General features: G+C 60.9%; 11 protein-coding genes and 3 rRNA genes. 5 read left to right on the top strand and 9 right to left on the bottom strand.

Annotated elements, in window-relative coordinates; all coding sequences use genetic code 11:
• Window positions 1-89 precede the first annotated feature (89 nt).
• The gene (locus tag AAFP32_RS02525; RefSeq protein WP_350270506.1) at window positions 90-1,235 is read left to right on the top strand and encodes a DUF6882 domain-containing protein; all 1,146 of its coding nucleotides are present in this window, start codon (window positions 90-92) and stop codon (window positions 1,233-1,235) included.
• A gap of 50 nt (window positions 1,236-1,285) precedes the next feature.
• Here the strand turns inward: AAFP32_RS02525 and AAFP32_RS02520 are convergent, their stop codons facing one another.
• A complete protein-coding gene (locus tag AAFP32_RS02520; protein ID WP_350270505.1) occupies window positions 1,286-2,467 on the bottom strand; it encodes a diaminopropionate ammonia-lyase in 1,182 nt (393 codons plus the stop codon).
• Complete coding sequence (locus AAFP32_RS02515) at window positions 2,464-3,639, bottom strand: amidohydrolase (protein ID WP_350270504.1); 1,176 nt, start codon at window positions 3,637-3,639, stop codon at window positions 2,464-2,466. The genes AAFP32_RS02520 and AAFP32_RS02515 overlap by 4 nt, the downstream gene beginning before the upstream one ends.
• A 118-nt stretch (window positions 3,640-3,757) precedes the next feature.
• Here AAFP32_RS02515 and AAFP32_RS02510 point away from each other — a divergent pair, with 118 nt between their 5' ends.
• The gene (locus tag AAFP32_RS02510; RefSeq protein ID WP_350270503.1) at window positions 3,758-4,225 is read left to right on the top strand and encodes an Lrp/AsnC family transcriptional regulator; all 468 of its coding nucleotides are present in this window, start codon (window positions 3,758-3,760) and stop codon (window positions 4,223-4,225) included.
• Between the two features lie 111 nt (window positions 4,226-4,336).
• On the opposite strand, the gene rrf is transcribed toward AAFP32_RS02510, so the two are convergent.
• The 3 genes from rrf to AAFP32_RS02495 all read right to left on the bottom strand — a co-directional run bounded on the left by rrf (window position 4,337) and on the right by AAFP32_RS02495 (window position 9,716).
• Window positions 4,337-4,455: ribosomal RNA gene (gene rrf, locus AAFP32_RS02505) — 5S ribosomal RNA — on the bottom strand.
• Between the two features lie 168 nt (window positions 4,456-4,623).
• Window positions 4,624-7,742, bottom strand: a 23S ribosomal RNA gene (locus AAFP32_RS02500).
• 440 nt (window positions 7,743-8,182) lie between these two features.
• A 16S ribosomal RNA gene (locus tag AAFP32_RS02495) occupies window positions 8,183-9,716 on the bottom strand.
• Together the 16S, 23S and 5S rRNA genes form the textbook arrangement of a ribosomal RNA operon.
• Window positions 9,717-10,255: 539 nt before the next feature.
• Here AAFP32_RS02495 and AAFP32_RS02490 point away from each other — a divergent pair.
• The gene (locus AAFP32_RS02490; protein WP_350270502.1) at window positions 10,256-11,275 is read left to right on the top strand and encodes an epimerase; all 1,020 of its coding nucleotides are present in this window, start codon (window positions 10,256-10,258) and stop codon (window positions 11,273-11,275) included.
• Between the two features lie 72 nt (window positions 11,276-11,347).
• On the opposite strand, the gene AAFP32_RS02485 is transcribed toward AAFP32_RS02490, so the two are convergent.
• Window positions 11,348-12,259 (bottom strand): rhodanese-related sulfurtransferase, encoded by a 912-nt coding sequence (locus AAFP32_RS02485; RefSeq protein WP_350270501.1) that lies wholly within the window; start codon window positions 12,257-12,259, stop codon window positions 11,348-11,350.
• Window positions 12,260-12,398: 139 nt separating this feature from the next.
• On the opposite strand from AAFP32_RS02485, the gene purL reads away from it, so the two are divergent.
• Complete coding sequence (gene purL, locus AAFP32_RS02480; protein WP_350270500.1) at window positions 12,399-14,765, top strand: phosphoribosylformylglycinamidine synthase subunit PurL; 2,367 nt, start codon at window positions 12,399-12,401, stop codon at window positions 14,763-14,765.
• Window positions 14,766-14,802: 37 nt separating this feature from the next.
• Here the strand turns inward: purL and AAFP32_RS02475 are convergent, their stop codons facing one another.
• Window positions 14,803-15,579 carry a hypothetical protein gene (locus AAFP32_RS02475; protein WP_350270499.1) on the bottom strand — a complete coding sequence of 259 codons (777 nt, stop codon included), beginning with the start codon at window positions 15,577-15,579 and terminating at the stop codon, window positions 14,803-14,805.
• A gap of 155 nt (window positions 15,580-15,734) precedes the next feature.
• On the opposite strand from AAFP32_RS02475, the gene AAFP32_RS02470 reads away from it, so the two are divergent.
• Window positions 15,735-16,964 carry a cobalamin-independent methionine synthase II family protein gene (locus tag AAFP32_RS02470; RefSeq protein ID WP_350270498.1) on the top strand — a complete coding sequence of 410 codons (1,230 nt, stop codon included), beginning with the start codon at window positions 15,735-15,737 and terminating at the stop codon, window positions 16,962-16,964.
• A gap of 32 nt (window positions 16,965-16,996) precedes the next feature.
• Here the strand turns inward: AAFP32_RS02470 and AAFP32_RS02465 are convergent, their stop codons facing one another.
• On the bottom strand, window positions 16,997-18,238 hold the full coding sequence (locus AAFP32_RS02465; protein WP_350270497.1) for a TIGR01777 family oxidoreductase: 1,242 nt from the start codon (window positions 18,236-18,238) through the stop codon (window positions 16,997-16,999).
• 409 nt (window positions 18,239-18,647) lie between these two features.
• On the bottom strand, window positions 18,648-20,177 hold the full coding sequence (gene betC / locus AAFP32_RS02460) for a choline-sulfatase (RefSeq protein WP_350270496.1): 1,530 nt from the start codon (window positions 20,175-20,177) through the stop codon (window positions 18,648-18,650).
• Window positions 20,178-20,263 lie beyond the last annotated feature (86 nt).

Raw genomic sequence — 20,263 nt, 5'->3', positions numbered from 1 at the left:
TGACACGGCCGGGCAGAACCCGCTCCGACCTCGGCGGTGGCTCCGCGTGCCTCCTCGCTAATCGGACGGACACCTCTAGTCTTGAAATCATGAGCACAACTTTGCAGGACCTCGTCAATCGCGCCGTCTTCTTCTCCACAGAGATGCAGACGCACTTCGGCGCACTCATCGCCGATGCCGAATGGGAGGTCGACTTCACCTCCGACCCGCATCTGACCTTCACCTCTGCTGAGGGGACCGTCCTGCGTGGTCGCCCCCACCTGCTCGGCTCGGAGTCGAACGCTCAGAGCACCTGGCTGTGGGGTTGGGAGAACATCAACGAGTTCCCCGAGACCGTCGTCGGTCTCGCCCACGACGTCCGCAAGTTCGGTGCCGCCGAGGACGTTGCCGAGTTCATCACAGAAGAGCTCCCACTCGATGAGGAGCTGGCGCTGCGTCTGACGCTGGCGGCGAAGGAGGTGACCGGGAAGTGGGCTCACTACCCTGCCGCGGCTGGTGCCGGTACGACTGTCTGGCTGCTCGTTGACGCCCCGGAGCTCGCCCTCCCCGAACCTCAGGTCAAGACCACCGTGCGGGCCCTCATGCAGGGCCTGACGCAGACGACGGTGACCGATCATCGCGCCGCGCTTGAGTCCTATGTGACCAAGCGCGGCATTCCCACCGCAGAACTGGCCGAGGACGGCCTGCGTCTGCTCTTCGCAGATGGTTCGGCTGATCTGTCATTTGACGAAGAACGCCGAATCTCCAACTGCGAGATGGGTGCGCCTCTTGAAGGTGAGGCTGCGAAGCAGTACGCACAGGCCACAGGAACAGCCGCCCCTGCGGCAGAGACTGCCGATTCTGTCGGCACCCAGGTCCCCGCTGCTGCGACGACCCAACCGCCTGCTTCCAAGACGAGCCCAGTGGCCGAGCCGGCGCCTTCTGCACAAGCGGGCACTGAGGATGAAAATGCCGCTGCCACGGACGCTGCCGCCTCGGCATCGACCGATGCGACCACATCACAGTCACCGGAAGAGTCCACCGCCGAGGTGAGCGCTGCCGACGCCGCTGAGAATTCCTCGGCTCATTCCACGTCTGAGGCCCATCCCGAGCAGCCGCCCGTTGACGAGCCAGAACCCGCGTCCGCCTCTGCGGCTGAGTCCCAGGACAGTGACCGCGTGCCGAAGGAGACCGAAACCACGCCGGAGGAGCCGAAGAAGAAGAAGGGCCTGTTCTCGAAGCTCTTCGGGCGCTGATCCCGGCCTCAGGCCTAAGAAGGTCGTCCGGAACGACGAGTCGCCTCCGTTCAGGAGTACCTGTCCGCGGGCCGAACGGGCGTCGTGTGGTCGGCCTCTGGCGGGAGGGGATTGGCTCCAGCCCCCTCGGTGATGGTGAGAACTACGGTGCTCCCCGTGTTGATACCGAGGTGGGCACGGCGTTCGTCGGCATCGGCTCCGGTGAGTGCTCGCCGCGCTCCGGCCAGAGCAGCCGCACCACACGGACCCGCTGCAATGCCAAGTACGAGCAGACGCCTGGCCGCATCGATCGCGTCACGGTCGCTGACCGCCACTCCTGCGTCAAGTCCGTTCTTCACCAACGGCCAGGCCAATGACGACGGTGTGGGGCAGTTGAGTCCGGACATGATCGTTGTCGACGCCTCGACGGTGACGGCTCGACCCGCGGTGAGACTGGGGATCATGCAGGAAGCGGTCTCGGGCTCGACGGAGACGACAGCAGTACCGGGGCACGTGGTTTCGCTCCGATAGTGGGCGAGGGCGCCCTGCAGCAGTGACCCGACGCCAGTCGGCACGAACACCAGGTCAGGTTGCGAGTGATCCCGCTCCCGCAGCTGCGCGTCGATCTCCTTGAACAGTGTCAGGTATCCGTCGACGATCCATTGCGGGACCTCTTCGTAGCCGTCCCACGCAGTGTCCTGGACGAGGACATCCCCGGATTGCTCCGTAGCGCGAGCCGATTCGGCCACCGCCTCGTCATAGTCCCCAGCCACCTCGACGATCCGTGCGCCCTCTTCCTTGATCGCGACTACAGCGGATGGGTGGATGCCTCCAACCGGGATATAGATCGTTGCGGCTCGTCCAGCGAGTCTGGCGAATCGGGCGACCGCGCGACCATGATTTCCGTCCGTGGCTGTGACGACCGCCGCCTTCGCAGGGGCGGGCGACCCGACCGTCGGGGGCAGCACCTGCCTGCTCGTGTGCGCTCGGAGAGCTCTGTGCACGGCCCAGGAAGCCCCGAGCGCCTTGAACGCCGGCAGACCAAGCCGTGTCGATTCGTCTTTGACGAAGACATGCCCGACGCCGAGTTCGTCGGCCAGGTCGGGAAGCTCGACGAGTGCCGTCGGAGCGTATGCGTCGAGCGAACGATGGAAATCGTAGGCGTCGTCGGCCGTCTCTGCCACGGTCCACGTCGAATCTCGAGCATTGGCAAACCAATCCGGGGTCATCAGTGAGTGTTCTTCGCGAGTCATGAAGGAGTCCTGTCTGGGAGGGCTGAGCGCACCAGGCTCGAAAAGACGGCGATGCCCGCCTCGAGGATGGCGTCGTTGAAGTCATAGATGCTGCTGTGCAGAGGAGTGGCGCCATCGCCCTCGGCCGAGATGATTCCAGTGCCGAGGAATCCGAAACAGGCGGGAACCTCGCGCGCATACGCGGCAAAGTCCTCGCTGGCTGTGATGGGCTGGCAGTCGGCGTTCACTCGGTCCTCACCAAGCGCCGAGGCGGCCGCCACAGCAAACTCGGCCACGCAATCCGGGTCATTGACTGTGGGACGGAATACGCGGCTGTAGGACACGGTGGCGCCGGCTCTGTGGGCGGAGCCGATGCCGCCAGCGATCTCGTGGATGCGCTGTTCGACGAGTCGGCTGTTCTCCTCGGTGAAGGTACGCACGTCGCCTTTGATCGTCACAGTGCTCGGAATTGCATTTCGTGCCCCATCGGTGACGAGCTCCGTGCAGGAGACAACGACAGCGTGAAGCGGGTCGGTCGAACGAGACACGATCGACTGCAGGGCAAGGACAAGCTCGGCGCCGATGATCATCGGATCGATGACCAGATGCGGCGCTGAGGCATGGCCGCCACGACCGACGATGTTGATCTCGAAGTTGTCCTCAGCCGCCATGATGGGACCCGACCGCACATGGAACTCACCTTCCGGGATGCCCGGTATGTTGTGGAGCCCGTAGACGGCCTCGACGGGGAAGCGGGCGAAGAGATCGTCCGCGATCATCGCTTCGGCGCCCGTGCCCGGCTCCTCCGCGGGCTGGAAGAACATGTGGACTGTGCCATCGAAGCCGGGGCTCGCAGACAATGTCGCGGCAGTTCCCATAAGCATGGCCATATGCCCGTCGTGTCCGCAGGCATGCATCGCCCCCAGGTTGTCAGACGCGTAGTCGAGTCCTGTTGCCTCTGTGATCGCCAGACCGTCCATGTCCGCGCGCAGTGCGATCGAGCGGGGGCTGAACCCTCTGCTCATTGTGGCGACCACACCGGTACCGCCGATGCCGCGGGTGACTGTCCACCCCAGTGACGTACAGATACGGGCGATGTACTCGCCGGCCTGATCAACGGCGAAGCCGATGCCAGGATGCTGGTGCAAGTACCTTCGCGCTTCGTGCGCGAGCGTCACAGGATGATGAGTCATATCCTCATCATCGGACACCATGCGAATGTGTACAACGTGGATGGAACAAACCCTGTGTTCGTCCGGCTCGACGCGCATAAAGATTGCGCCCCGGGCCCAGCTGCCGCAAACTGTTGACATGGACACCGCCTTGGACACCATCGACCTCGAGATTCTCGACATTCTGCAGCACGATGCTCGACTGGCCCAGTCCGCCTTAGGTACCAGAGTTGGGCTTTCGACGGCGGCAGTGAATCGTCGAATGCGGCGATTGACCGACTCTGGCGTCATCACGGGAAGCGCTGTCACCGTGGCTCCGGAGAAGCTCGGTCGTCCAGTGACTGTCATCGTCCACATTGCGGTGGAAAGCGAACAGCTCGACATACTCGACGAAGTCCGATCCTCGTTCGTCGACTGTCGGCAGGTTCAGCAGTGCTACTACGTGGCAGGAGAATGGGACTTCGTCCTCATCCTCATGGTCAGAGACATGCAGGAGTATACGGAACTGACACGACAGCTGTTCTTCGCCAACGACAACGTGCGACGCTTCAGCACCCACGTCGTCATGGATCGCGCCAAAGCCACCCTCACCGTGCCCACACGCTGAACACCCGACAACGCGGGCCGCTCACATGGGCGGTTGCTGTGGGTGAATAGCAAAAAGGAGGGGGAGTGTTCGCTGAACCAAATCAGCGAGCACTCCCCCTCCCAAAGAATATTGCGGCAGTCACTTACTCTCCCACAACCACCAAGTTGCAGTACCATCAGCGCGAATGGGCTTAGCTACCGGGATCGGAACGGTTAACCGGGCGTTTCCCCACCACTATCACCACCGCAAAACCAACAAACCAACTACCACCCCAAGAACACACAGTCCTCAAAGAGTCAGTAGCGGTCCAAGAACCGTACAGCGAACGCGAACACCACACATAACGTGACTCATCACAAAGAACGTCTCGTGAAACCCTACAAATGTTACTCACACACACCAACCACAATAAAGGATTGTATGAGTGATCGGCGTATTAGTACCAGTCAACTCCACACCTCACGATGCTTCCATACCCGGCCTATCAAACCCATAATCTATAGGACACCTCACCCCCAACAAGTGGGGTTGGAAATCTCATCTCGAAGCAGGCTTCCCGCTTAGATGCTTTCAGCGGTTATCCTTCCCGAACGTAGCCAACCAGCCATGCACCTGGCGGTACAACTGGCACACCAGAGGTTCGTCCGTCCCGGTCCTCTCGTACTAAGGACAGGCCTCCACAAATTTCCTACGCACGCAGCGGATAGGGACCGAACTGTCTCACGACGTTCTAAACCCAGCTCGCGTACCGCTTTAATGGGCGAACAGCCCAACCCTTGGGACCGACTACAGCCCCAGGATGCGACGAGCCGACATCGAGGTGCCAAACCATGCCGTCGATATGGACTCTTGGGCAAGATCAGCCTGTTATCCCCGAGGTACCTTTTATCCGTTGAGCGACCACGCTTCCACAAGCCATGGCCGGGTCACTAGTCCCAGCTTTCGCTCCTGCTCGACACGTCCGTCTCACAGTCAAGCTCCCTTGTGCACTTACACTCGACACCTGATTGCCAACCAGGCTGAGGGAACCTTTGGGCGCCTCCGTTACTCTTTAGGAGGCAACCGCCCCAGTTAAACTACCCATCAGGCACTGTCCCTGAACCCGATCAGGGTCCGAAGTTAAGAAATCCAGTATAGTCAGAGTGGTATTTCACTTGACGACTCCACCCCCACTAGCGTGAAGGTCTCACAGTCTCCCACCTATCCTACACAAACCACACCGAATCCCAATACCAAACTATAGTGAAGGTCTCGGGGTCTTTCCGTCCTGCTGCGCGTAACGAGCATCTTTACTCGTAATGCAATTTCGCCGAGTTCGTGGTTGAGACAGCAGAGAAGTCGTTACGCCATTCGTGCAGGTCGGAACTTACCCGACAAGGAATTTCGCTACCTTAGGATGGTTATAGTTACCACCGCCGTTTACTGGGGCTTAAATTCTCCGCTTCACCCCCCTCAAGGGGTTAACGAGTCCTCTTAACCTTCCAGCACCGGGCAGGCGTCAGTCCGTATACATCGACTTACATCTTCGCACGGACCTGTGTTTTTAATAAACAGTCGCTTCTCTCTGGCCTCTGCGACCACCACCAGCACATCACCAAGCAAGTTGGCTTCACCGGGATGGTCCCCCTTCTCCCGAAGTTACGGGGGCATTTTGCCGAGTTCCTTAACCACGATTCTCTCGATCACCTTAGTATTCTCTACCTGACCACCTGTGTCGGTTATAGGGTACGGGCAACACACAACCTCACGCCGATGCTTTTCTCGGCAGCATAGGATCACCAGATCACCCCACCAAAATGGGGCGCCCATCAGCTCTCACACTCAATGTGGGGACGGATTTACCTACCCCCACGTGCTACGACCTTAGACCACGACTACCATCGCGTGGCCTGGCTACCTTCCTGCGTCACACCTCGCGCTTACCGACTCCACACTCAGGTCCCACACCACACACCAACCAGACATCCGAAGACATCACGGGCATGTGACATGGTTAGTATCACGTGTTTTGGTATTGACGGTTATGCGTCGGTACCAGAATATCGACTGGTTGTCCATCGACTACGCCTGTCGGCCTCGCCTTAGGTCCCGACTTACCCAGGGCGGATTAGCCTAGCCCTGGAACCCTTGGTCATCCGGTGGACGGGTTTCTCACCCGTCTTTCGCTACTCATGCCTGCATTCTCACTCGTACCGGCTCCACCACTCGTTCACACGGCGACTTCACTGCCAGCACGACGCTCCCCTACCCAACACCCCACCATTACGGCTTATTGGGATGCTGCCACAACTTCGGCGGTGTACTTAGCCCCGCTACATTATCGGCGCTCAATCACTTGACCAGTGAGCTATTACGCACTCTTTTAAGGATGGCTGCTTCTAAGCCAACCTCCTGGTTGTCTTCGCAACTGAACATCCTTTCCCACTTAGCACACGCTTAGGGGCCTTAGTTGATGGTCTGGGCTGTTTCCCTCTCGACAATGAAGCTTATCCCCCACTGTCTCACTGCCACGCTGAACCTTACCGGCATTCGGAGTTTAGTTGACGTCAGTAACCCGGTGGGGCCCATCAGCCATCCAGTAGCTCTACCTCCGGCAAGAACCACGCAACGCTGCACCTAAATGCATTTCGGGGAGAACCAGCTATCACAGAGTTTGATTGGCCTTTCACCCCTAACCACAGGTCATCCCCTCCATTTTCAACTGAAGTGGGTGCGGGCCTCCACGCGCTCTTACACACGCTTCACCCTGCCCATGGCTAGATCACTCCGCTTCGGGTCTAGGACACGCGACTGAAACGCCCTATTCGGACTCGCTTTCGCTACGACTACCCCACAACGGGTTAACCTCGCCACGCACCGCTAACTCGCAGGCTCATTCTTCAAAAGGCACGCCATCACCCCAACAAGGAGGCTCTGACGGATTGTAAGCACATGGTTTCAGGTACTATTTCACTCCCCTCCCGGGGTACTTTTCACCATTCCCTCACGGTACTATCCGCTATCGGTCATCAGGAAGTATTTAGCCTTACCAGGTGGTCCTGGCAGATTCACACGACATTCCACGAGTACCGTGCTACTCGGGTATATGCACAACGTTGGGGCCACATGTTTCGTCTACGGGACTCTCACCCACTCCGGTACTGTTTCCCACCAGCTTCGACTACACGCAGCACACATCAACGTTCCGGTCATGCTGGACCGAACACGCATACCCCACAACACCAAGCCAGCAACACCAGCACGTTTGACACTGACAAGGTTTAGGCTCTTCCAGTTTCGCTCGCCACTACTCCCGGAATCATATTTTATTTTCTCTTCCTACGGGTACTGAGATGTTTCACTTCCCCGCGTTCCCCCCACACACCCTATATATTCAGATGCGGGTCACCACACTCTCATGTGGCGGGGTTTCCCCATTCGGACACCCTCGGATCACAGCCCGTTTATCGGCTCCCCGAGGCTTATCGCAGATTTCCACGTCCTTCATCGGCTCCTGATGCCAAGGCATCCACCATGCGCTCTTACACACTCATACCAACCACAATGAAGTCAGTCGATAATTGTGTGCGCGAAAAAAACACTTTCGGATTTCACAAGAAAAATCACATTACATAAACAACACACACAAGTGTGTTGTTGATGCTCGCGTCCACTATACGATTCTCAAACCACTACCAAACACCACCCACACCCACACTGCTACAGCAGTATGACCATGACCTGGGTCGGTCCGTTAGATTGAAACCACCACACCACAACCACCACACCCTCAAAAGAGTGCGCATCGTTGTGGGGCCTGTGATTCCAGGACCCAATAACGTACTTGTTCTAGCCCACCACACAACCCCCGCGAACACGGAACATACCGTGACCACGCAGGTCGGATGAGCGAAAATAGCAATGTTCCACCCTTGAGCTGCCCAACCAGACACACAATCGGTGTCTGTTGTCGGGGTTCTTATGTGTGCTCCTTAGAAAGGAGGTGATCCAGCCGCACCTTCCGGTACGGCTACCTTGTTACGACTTAGTCCCAATTGCCAGTCCCACCTTAGACGGCCCCCTCCACAAGGGTTGGGCCACCGGCTTCGGGTGTTACCGACTTTCGTGACTTGACGGGCGGTGTGTACAAGGCCCGGGAACGTATTCACCGCAGCGTTGCTGATCTGCGATTACTAGCGACTCCGACTTCACGTAGTCGAATTGCAGACTACGATCCGAACTGAGACTGGCTTTAAGGGATTCGCTAAAACCTCGCGGTCTCGCATCTCTCTGTACCAGCCATTGTAGCATGCGTGAAGCCCAAGACATAAAGGGCATGATGATTTGACGTCATCCCCACCTTCCTCCGAGTTGACCCCGGCAGTCTCCTATGAGTTCCCACCATTACGTGCTGGCAACATAGAACGAGGGTTGCGCTCGTTGCGGGACTTAACCCAACATCTCACGACACGAGCTGACGACAACCATGCACCACCTGTACACCAACCTCAAAGAGGAAAACCTGTTTCCAGGCCGGTCTGGTGTATGTCAAGCCTTGGTAAGGTTCTTCGCGTTGCATCGAATTAATCCGCATGCTCCGCCGCTTGTGCGGGCCCCCGTCAATTCCTTTGAGTTTTAGCCTTGCGACCGTACTCCCCAGGCGGGGCACTTAATGCGTTAGCTACGGCGCGGAGAACGTGGAATGTCCCCCACACCTAGTGCCCAACGTTTACGGCATGGACTACCAGGGTATCTAATCCTGTTCGCTCCCCATGCTTTCGCTCCTCAGTGTCAGTTACAGCCCAGAGTCCCGCCTTCGCCACCGGTGTTCCTCCTGATATCTGCGCATTTCACCGCTACACCAGGAATTCCAGACTCCCCTACTGCACTCTAGTCAGCCCGTACCCACTGCACGCGCAACGTTAAGCGTTGCGTTTCCACAGCAGACGTGACCAACCACCTACGAGCTCTTTACGCCCAATAATTCCGGACAACGCTTGTACCCTACGTATTACCGCGGCTGCTGGCACGTAGTTAGCCGGTACTTCTTCTGCAGGTACCGTCACCACCCGAAGGTGGCTTCTTCCCTGCTGAAAGCGGTTTACAACCCGAAGGCCGTCATCCCGCACGCTGCGTCGCTGCATCAGGGTTTCCCCCATTGTGCAATATTCCCCACTGCTGCCTCCCGTAGGAGTCTGGGCCGTGTCTCAGTCCCAGTGTGGCCGGTCGCCCTCTCAGGCCGGCTACCCGTCGTCGTCTTGGTGAGCCATTACCTCACCAACAAACTGATAGGCCGCGAGCCCATCCCCAACCGAAAAAACTTTCCACTCCAACTCATGCGAGTCGGAGTCATATTCGGTATTAGACCCAGTTTCCCGGGCTTATCCCGAAGTCGGGGGCAGGTTACTCACGTGTTACTCACCCGTTCGCCACTCATCCACCCCAGCAAGCTGGGGCTTCAGCGTTCGACTTGCATGTGTTAAGCACGCAGCCAGCGTTCGTCCTGAGCCAGGATCAAACTCTCCATAAAAAAATTATGTTGCGTTTATAACCCCGGCAAGACAGTCAAGCAACGATCACGGGGTGATCGCAGTTGACCTAAAAATTTCATACCCACACACAACAAAGTGCCCATTCCCGGCGAGGGGAACGAACACTGGTGTCTGGACATGTGATTGTCTTACCAGAAAAAATGTTTCTGGCATCACTATCTGTTCAAACAAATACGCTATTGGATTCTCAAACCACACACACTCACCCGTCACCGAACCCACCACGAAGGCAAGGCCCGTACACCAGGGGTGTCAGTTTCAATTATGTTGCTGCTACCCACATTCTCGTGTGACCCAACCAAACTGTGTTTGTGCTGGTCACACCCGGTGAAAACTGTTCGAGAAGAACTCGTTTTCTGCGGGGCAACGAGATACAACTCTAGACCAGGCCAGGACTGCCACGCAACTCGAAATCCGATCTCGCACGGTGACGCCCACCACACCTGGCGCGACTGAGTGAGTTGGGAGTATGCAGATCCCCGCCAGTGCGCGGTTTTGCAGGTGTTACCGTCGCTTCATGACTGCAGAAAATTGGTCTCCTCAGCCCGACGACGACTCGTCGCCGATGGCTGTCATCGCCGGAGCCTCCGGTTTCATCGGCGGATCACTCCTCGCTCCTCTCCAGTCGTGGGGTTACCGGGTGCGCACCATTGGCCGGGCCTCCTCCTCGGGCTCACATGTCTCCTGGGACGATCTCGAAGGGATCGCTGCCGTAGTCGATGGCGCCGATCTGCTCATCAACCTCGCTGGCCGCAGCGTGGGGTGCCGATACAACGATCGCAACCGGCAGGACGTCTGGGACTCCCGAGTCACGACGACTCGGACATTGAACGATGCGGTCAGGGCCGCCTCGGCGCCTCCGCGTTTGTGGATCAACTCGAGCACGGCCACCGTCTACCGCTATGCCATGGACCGGCCGCAGACCGAGGACGATGGAGACCTCGGCGAGGGCTTCTCCGTTGACGTGGCCAAGGGCTGGGAACGGGAGTTCTTCCGTGGCGATCTGCCCAAGACCAGACGAGTGGCGATGCGTTTGGCGATCGTGCTCGGGGATGGTGCCGCGCTGAACATGCTCGCGACCGCAGCCAGGTTCGGGGCCGGCGGACCTCAGCTGGAGGGGCGGTGGTTCGGCCACACTCGGTACCGCGGAATCGGGCCCGATGCTTCAGGCCCCCGTGTCTGGCACGGGCATCGACTCAGTCATGGCAGGCAGCGGTTCAGCTGGGTCCATATCGACGATGTTGTGCGTGCGATCCGATTCATCGATGCGCATGAGGAGATGACCGGACCCATCAACGTCTCGAGCCCCGGCGTCTCGGACAACACCAGACTGATGGCGTCCCTGCGACGTGGCGTACGGATGCCGATCGGTATTCCGGCACCACGTTGGCTGCTGGAGATCGGGATGTTCGTCCTCCGGCAGGAGTCGGAGCTGGTGCTCAAGAGCAGGTGGGTGCTGCCCAAGCGCCTGGAACAAGCAGGGTTCGAGTTCAAATGGACAGATATCAGGGCGGCGACGAAGAGTCTCCTGCGCTGACGATCCGAGCAGCCAGATTCCCCGCCCGGCCGACCGGACGGCCCAGCTGAGCCACTCACTGCACGACGCAGGTCAGCCGGCGGCTGCCTCGGCGGGGATCCCTGCGTGCACACAATCGGGGCAGTAGGGCTGACGATTCTTCTCCGTGCAGTCCTCACAGCGCAGATACTGCAGTCGGCAGTCCAGGTTGGCGCAGTTGACGAAGTTCGGGGTCGCCTTCTCGCACGAGACGCAGTGACCGATCGATTCGGCTCCATCGCCGAACTCCACGTGCATGCGTTTGTCGAAGACATAGAGGGAACCATCCCAGTACCCCGTGTTGCCGAAGGTCTCGCCGTAGCGGACGATTCCGCCGTCAAGCTGGTAGACCTCTTCGAAGCCACGGTTCTTCATCAGCACGGACAGGACCTCGCAGCGGATGCCGCCGGTGCAGTAGGTCACGACCGGTTTGCCCTTGAGATCGTCGTACTTCCCCGATTCGATCTCGGCGAGGAAGTCCTTGGTGGTGTCCGTTTCGGGCACGATCGCATCACGGAACTTTCCGATCTGGGCCTCCATCGCATTGCGTCCGTCGAAGAAGACGACGTCATCGCCGCGTTCGTCGAGGAGTTTGTGCAGGGCTCCGGGCTTGAGGTGCTCACCGCCGCCTTCGACTCCGGTCTCGGTCACCGTGATCTCATCGTCGGTGCCGAAGGTCACGAGCTCGGGCCGGACCTTGACGCTCAGCCGTGGGAAATCGTCACCTTCGCCATTTGACCATTTGATGTCGGCCTTCCTGAATGGCTCGTAGGATCGCGTCGCCCGCACATACTGTTTGACGTCGAAGATGTCACCGCCGATGGTGGCGTTGATGCCGTCCTTCGACACGATCACGCGCCCCGTGAGCCCGAGGCTGTCGGCCAGCGTGTGCTGCCACAGTTTGACCGCCTCGGGATCTGCCAAGGGGGTGAATACGTAGAACAAGACGATCTTGGGAGTTGCCATGGCACATATTCTAATTGCCGAATATGCCCGATGAAATCGGCGGTTCCGGCCGCCTATGAGACCGGCTTCCGCTCCTCACCCACAGCACGGCTAAGATTGACTGTGATGCCGTGTCGTATGAAAGGGCCGTTAAGAGGACATGTCGAGTAACCTCAACTCTGCGAATTCCACGCAGGTCGAATCCCAGCAGAGCGATCCCGCTCAGGCCACTTCCAGACAAGTCAAGGAGACCGTCGAGTTCGCCGCTGCGAATCCCGACGTCGATCAGCCCTATGCCGACCTCGGCCTCAAGGCCGACGAATACGCGCAGATCCGCGAGATCTTGGGACGTCGCCCCACCTCGGCGGAGTTGGCGATGTATTCGGTCATGTGGTCAGAACACTGCTCCTACAAGTCATCGAAGGTCCACCTGTCGAAGTTCGGTGACCGGGTCACCGAAGACATGAAGAAGCACCTGCTCGTGGGCATCGGTGAGAACGCCGGCGTCGTCGACATCGGCCACGGATGGGCTGTGACCTTCAAGGTCGAGTCCCACAATCACCCCAGCTACGTCGAACCCCACCAGGGTGCAGCCACCGGTGTGGGCGGAATCGTGCGCGACATCATCTCGATGGGCGCCCGCCCCGTGGCCGTGATGGATCAGCTGCGCTTCGGTGCCATCGACCACCCCGACACCTCACGTGTGCTCCACGGAGTCGTCTCCGGAATCAGCAACTACGGCAACTCACTCGGCCTGCCCAATATCGGCGGAGAGACCGTCTTCGACTCCGTGTACCAGGGAAACCCCCTGGTCAACGCCCTCGCTGTCGGCGTCATGCGGCACGAGGACATTCGTCTGGCCAATGCGTCCGGCAAGGGCAACAAGGTCATCCTCTTCGGCGCCCGCACCGGTGGCGACGGGATCGGCGGGGCCTCGATCCTCGCCTCGGAATCCTTCGACGATACGAAGCCGTCGAAGCGCCCGGCCGTCCAGGTGGGCGACCCCTTCGCGGAGAAGGTCCTCATCGAATGCTGCCTTGAACTCTTCCACGCAGGCGTGGTCGAAGGTATCCAGGACCTCGGAGCCGCCGGCATCAGCTGCGCCACCTCGGAACTGGCCTCGAACGGTGACGGTGGCATGCACATCGCCCTCGACGACGTGCTGCTGCGCGATGAGACTCTGACCCCTGAGGAGATCCTCATGTCGGAGTCGCAGGAGCGGATGATGGCCGTCGTCACGCCTGAACGCCTGGATGATTTCCTGGCGATTGTGGGCAAATGGGACGTCGAGACATCCGTGCTCGGCGAGGTCACCGACTCCGAACGCCTCATCATCGAATGGCACGGCGACGTCATCGTCGATGTGCCGCCTCGCTCTGTCGCCCACGACGGCCCCGTCTATGAACGTCCGATGACCGAACCTTCCTGGACCGCCGAGGTGGCAGCGAACACCGTGGAAGCCGCTGGCCTGGTCAAGCCCGACGGTGACGAGGCGCTGCGCGCAACCATGCTGCAGCTCGCCGGTGCACCGAATCTGGCCTCGAAGGACTGGATCACCTCGCAGTACGACAAGTACGTGCAGGGCAACACCGCCCAGGCGTTCCCCGACGATGCCGGAGTCATCCGCGTCGACGAGGAGTCCGGGCTCGGCGTCGCCATCGCCACCGACGCCAACGGTCGCTACTGCTACCTCGACCCGGCCCGTGGCGCACAACTGGCGCTGGCCGAGGCCTACCGCAACGTCACCACTGCCGGGGCCATCCCCCGCGCAGTCACCGACTGCCTCAACTTCGGCTCCCCAGAGGACCCGGAGATCATGTGGCAGTTCGCGGCTGCCGTCGAGGGCCTCGCCGAGGCGTGCCAGGACATGGGCATTCCCGTCACCGGCGGCAACGTCTCCCTGTACAACCAGACCGGTGGCGTGGCCATCCACCCGACCCCGGTCGTCGGTGTCCTCGGCGTCTTCGATGACGTCACCAGGGCCACCCCGAGCGGCTGGAAGGAACCGGGCCAGACCATCTACCTGCTCGGCACGACCGCAGCCGAACTCGACGGTTCGGCGTGGGCCGATGTGACTGCCGGCCACCTCGGCGGAGTGCCACCGCAGTACAAGCCGGGCACGGAGAAGGAACTGGGTGAGATCCTCATCAACTCCTCGCGAGACGGCATGATCGATGCCGCGCACGACTTGTCCGAGGGCGGTCTGTCCCAGGCGCTGATCGAATCCTGCCTGCGCTTCGGCACCGGGGCCCGCATCTGGCTCGACGAGGTCTGCGAACGCGACGACATCGATGTGTTCACCGCACTGTTCTCCGAATCCACGGCCCGTACGATCGTGGCCGTGCCCAGGTCCGAAGAGGTCCGATTCAAGGACATGTGCACCGCCAGGCACTTCCCGTTCATCCGCATCGGCATGACCGACACCGGCGATGAGGCTCCGGTCCTCGAGGTCGTCGATCACTTCACGATCGGTCTGGACGAGCTGCGCGAAACCCATGAGGGGACGCTGCCGAAGCACTTCGGCTGAGCGTTTCACAGCAACGAAGGGGCCACCAGCCCTCGGATCAGCCGGTTGTCCACGGCTCGTTCGAAGGCCGGCGGCCCCTTCGGCGTTGGTGGCCCACACTCGATAGTCTGCCGAGCAGGTGCAGAAGGCCAAGGCCGCCGAAGGTCACTCCCAGCAATACAAGCTGTGTGAGGACCAGCGACGTTGTGAATGAGGAACCGAGCGAGTTCAATGCCCATTCGACGAAGGCCACGACGAGTCCTGTGAGCATCGCATAGCCGGCGGCGACCAGGTGGGTCCACCCGGCTCTGTTGCACGCGAGGTTCCAGGCTATGAGCACTCCGGCCAGCACGAGGCCGCCGTGGAAGGTCCAGATGATGCTCTGGATGGTTATGGCCAGGTCATAGCTGCCGACGCTGCCGATAACACGATTCACGATGACCGGCATCAGGTGCGGCAGGGCGAATGCGTAGATGCTGATGCAGAGGAACAGTCCCATCCCGAACAGTCGCATCGGCATCGGACTGGCTTTCACGATGAGCAGCGCGACGATGCCGAGGATGAGTTCGAGGAACGCAACCACGACCCTCATGATTGGATACAGGGTGAAGAGTTCGGGTGACACCCCGTCGATCAGCATCGGCATAATCACCAGTTCCGGCAAGGAGCCGATGGCCAGAGCGGACCAGAACAGGATTCGCGCCGTCCACCCGGGTCCAGCCCTCCACCCGGGTCCAACCGGTGTCGGCACAGAGACCGGAGGCGCCCACGCAGACGATTCGCCGGACCAGTTCGGCGAGTACGGGGCACCTCCTGGCCCAGCCTGCTGACTCATATCATCACTGTAGGTGTGTGAGGGCGAGGACCGCATTCTTTTCATCAGGTGAAAACGGCTGCACATGTCCCACCATGACAATCCTCTCGCGGGCGGGCCCGCTGATGTGATTGCCTGAGGAGAACAATTCGGCGCAACAACCAGAGGAGTCACCTATGGCCACGATCCGCACCTCACACGCAGGATCATTACCCCGCACCCCCGAGCTCATCACGGCCAACAAGGTCAAACAGACTCAGAACACCGCTCGCCTCGCCGGCGAAGAGGTCTCGGACGAGCAGACGCAGGAGTTCGACGAACTCCTCGCCGCCAGCGTCACCGACCTCGTCAAGCGCCAGAAGGATCTGGGCATCTCAATCCCCAATGACGGGGAGTACGGCCACTCGATGGCCGCGGACTTCGACTACGGCGCCTGGTGGCACTACTCTTTCGCCCGCACCGGTGGGCTCGAACTCGACGACGTCGACAAGTGGGATGCCCCGGCGGTCCGCTCAGAACCCGGCAACACGGTCCTGACCAGCTTCGGCGACCGCCGCGACCGCAACCTCTTTCCCGGCGTCTACGGCGATGCCAATGCCGGCACGGACACCGGTGACCAGCCTCAGTTCCCCAAGGCCACGAGCGCCATCAGCTACGTGGGCCAGGCCCAGGTCGCCAGCGACATCGCCAATCTCAAGTCCGGTCTCGCGGCCGCCGGCTACGGCGAGCGCGACGGGTACATCAACGCACTGTCGCCCGGCTCGGCCTCCCGCATCGCCAATGAGTACTACACAAGCGATGAGGAGTTCATCTGGGCCTGGGCCGATGTGCTGCGCGAGGAATACCTCGCCATCACGAAGGCCGGTCTGACCGTCCAGATCGACGATCCTTCCCTGGCCGAGAACTTCGACCAGATCAACCCGGAACCGTCCTTCGCCGACTACCGCTCATTCATCCAGGTCCGCATCGATGCACTCAACCACGCCCTGCGCGGCATCGACCCGGCGCAGGTTCGCGTCCACACCTGCTGGGGCTCCTGGCACGGACCACATGTGACAGACCTGCCGTTCAAAGAGATCGTCGATCAGGTGCTCACTCTCAATGCTGCCGGCATCACCTTCGAGGCCGCCAACGTCCGCCACGAACATGAATGGCGGATCTGGGAGGACACAAAGCTGCCTGCGGGCAAGTACATCATCCCGGGCATCGTCTCTCACTCCACGAATGTCGTTGAGCATCCCGAGCTCGTTGCCGATCGCATCGAGCGCTTCGCGAAGCTCGTCGGTCCCGACAATGTTGTCGCTTCGACCGACTGTGGTCTGGGTGGACGCGTCCACCCGGAGATCGCCGTCGCGAAGCTGCAGTCACTGACCGCCGGCGCGCAGATCGCCTCGAAGCGGTTCTGAGCTCAGATCCCATCTGAGCCCATTCACCCACGTCACGCTCCGCCGCCGAGTTCCTCTTCGAGGCAGGCGGTCAGTGTGGGGTGGGCGAACTGGTAGCCGGTCTCTTCCAGCTTCTCCGGAAGCACCTTCTGATCGGCCAGAGCCAGCTCCTTGGCTCCGTCGCGTCCGAGCACCAGTTCGGTGACGAAGCCTGGCGTCGGAACTCGGGCCGGGCGATGCAGGTGAGCGGCGAGCGCCTCGGCGAACTCGGCCTGCGAGACCATATCCGGAGCCACCGCATTCACGGGCCCGCGAACGTAGTCGGTGAGCACCGCGTGCACATATGCTCTGGCCACATCGTCGAGAGAGACCCAGGCCAAACCCTGCTCGCCGCTTCCCAGTCGGCCCCCTGCACCGGCCAGGAAGAGAGGCGCCTGGAGTTTGAGGAATCCGCCCAGAGAGGTCAGCACGACTCCGGTGCGGATCGAGACCCGACGAATACCGGCGTCCTCGACACGGGCTGCAGCGTCTTCCCACTCTTGGCACACCTCGGCCAGGAAACCGTCGCCGGCGGGTGCGGATTCGTCCACTGGCACCTCGGCCTCCGAGCCGTAGATTCCCACCGCAGAGGCGCACACGAAGACCTCCGGGCGCTTCGCCTCGGGGAGGCCGCACATCGTCTCCGCGAGCAGCGAAGTCGAATTGATCCGGGAAGACCGGATCTCCTCCTTCGCCTTCTTCGTGAATCTCGTGGCGATGGATTTGCCGCCGAGGTGGACGACCGCGTCCGCCCAGGCAAGGTCACGTGGGTTGATGATTCCCAGGTCTGGGTTCCAGTGCACTTCGTAGGGCAGCTTCGGTGTGCGTCTCACGAGCACTCGCACGAAGTGACCTGCGGTCGAGAACAGGGCGGCGACCTGCTGCCCGATCAGTCCGCTGGCTCCGGCGATGAGGATTCGCTTCCCCTTCTTCCTGGTCATCAGCGGTGCGTTCATGTGTTCGAGGAACTCAATGTCCATGAGCATGCGCTGGCGTCTGGCTTCGAAGGTGGCCTCGAGGTTGTGAATGAGGCTGCGATCGATCGAATCAAAGCCCGCCGGAGCCATCGAGAACTCGATGTGATCGTCGATCTTCGTCCCTCCGGCGACCGAGGAGAACTCGTGCGTGTGCTTCCACTGGCTCAGTGGGCCCTTCTTGAGTTCATCGACGAACGAGAACCGGGAGGGTCCTTCGGAATGCACCGAGCTGAATGGTCGCCGGACGAGACCGTAGCTGCCGGGCAGACTCGTTTTCATCTTGGCTACTGATCCAGGTGATAGTGGAGGGTAGCTCTCTGCAACTATCTCCTGGGCCCAATGCGGCGACAGTCGCGTCAGGGCTCCGGGTTGTGCATGCCACAGGAATGTTGTCTCGGCGGCAAGCGGTACTTCAGATGTCCAGTCAAATTCGGTCATGACATCCCTCCTACCCAAGATCCTCCCACCCGAGCCTGAGAGTACAGCCGACAACTCGCCCAATGCCGGGAGAATTATCCCCGCCGAGGCGAGCCACCCGCGTCCGATGTCGTCGAAAGCAGACCGCACTGTCGGGAGCAGGCCGCACAGCATCGTCCTTGGACGCTGGGGTCGGCTCCCGACGGGTGGGTTCAGCGCGAGCGCGGACGTCGGCTCAGGCGCGGGCGTGCGCGCAACGGGGTGCCCCCGCTCAGGCAGTGGTGTCGGGGATCTTCCCGAACCTGAACGCAGCCCAGAAGTCTCCGCGGACGTAGCCGTTCTCTGGTTCCGGATCAAAGTCCCAGTGCCGGATGGTGCCGACCTTGAGCGCATCGGCGACGAGCTGGCGGCTCGACTGGCTGCCCAGCACGTGCTCCTCAAGATGGTCGAGATCGTAACGCGAGTCGAGCTCGGCTCGCATCGTGGCCACGAGCTCCGCATATGCGGCGTCACCGGCACGGTTGACCAGCTCGTCCGGATCTGATTCGAGGTCGAAGAGCAGCTCCGGATCTCCTGGGCAGATCGTCAGCTTGTACTGTCCGCGGATGAGCGTGACCTGGGGTCGGTACGTGCCTTCGGCGAAGTACTCGATGATGACATCACGATCGGCAGGCTCTTTCTCTCCCGCGGCTTCCCGCCGAGCGGACTCGAACAGGGAGAGACCGGTCGCATCAGGGTCCGAGAATCCTGCCAGCTCCAGCAGGGTCGGCATCAGGTCGACGAGGCTGACGGGGTTGGCGTACCGACCCGGCGTGACCGCCTCGGCGGGGCCGTTGATGATGATCGGGACACGGGAGGACTGCTCGTACGGCGACATCTTGTACCACAGTCCCTTCTCCCCCAGCATGTCTCCGTGGTCGCTGGTGACGATGATAACCGTGTTGTCGGCAAGGTCGAGTTCGCGCAGACGCTGGCGAACCTTGCCGATGTGGTCGTCGATATAGCTCACAGCCGCATAGTAGGCCCGGCGCGCCCGACGGATGTCCTCGGTTCCCGGTTCCCGCTTATCGAGCCCGCTCATCGTGCGCAGACGGTGGCTGTGCGGATCCTCGGCGATGTCGGGCACCTCGGGGTGGGCTGGGTCCGGGATGTCCACCTCGGCGAACCTATCCCAGTTCTCCCGCGGCGGCTCGTACGGGTCGTGCGGGTGGATGAACGAGGTGACCATGAGGAACGGCTGGTTCACACCGGCAGCTTGGTTGGCGCGCACCCGTGAGTTGAGGTGACGCAGGGTCCGAAAGATCACCTCATCGTCGAAGTCCTGCTGGACGTTCGCCTTCGCGGCACCGGCCGTGAAGACGGGATCAGCCTCGTGGTACCACTGGAGTTTCTGATCGAGGGGACGCTGCCAGTCGGGGACCATGTCGAGGTCGGCCGGGTAGACGTCGGTGGTCAGGCGCTCTTCGAAGCCGTGATGCTGATCGGGGCCGATGAAATGCATCCGTCCGATGAGCGCGGTGTGGTAGCCGAGCTTGCGCAGACGGTGAGCGAAGGTCGGCACCGAGGCGGCGAAGTCATCGCCGTTGTCGAGGCAGTCGATGTCGGAGGGCATCCGCCCGGTCATCATCGATGCCCGCGACGGTGAGCACAGCGGGGTGTTGCAGTAGGCGCGATCGAAGACCGCTCCGTCCGCGGCCAGGGAGTCCATGTTCGGGGTGAGTGCGGCGGTGTCTCCGTAGGCCCCCAGCGCCTGTGCGGCCATCTGGTCGGCCTGGATCACTACGATGTTCGGCGGTTGCATATGCTGGTCACGTCCTTTCTCAGAAACGTATGGTCTGCTTGTGAAAGCATGATCTGCGAAGTCAGCTGCGTTGAAGACCTGCGCAG

Source organism: Brevibacterium sp. CBA3109 (assembly GCF_040256645.1).
GTDB lineage: Bacteria > Actinomycetota > Actinomycetes > Actinomycetales > Brevibacteriaceae > Brevibacterium > Brevibacterium koreense.
Note: the sequence above shows the minus strand (reverse complement) of the source record. Positions and strands in the feature narration are given on the sequence as shown.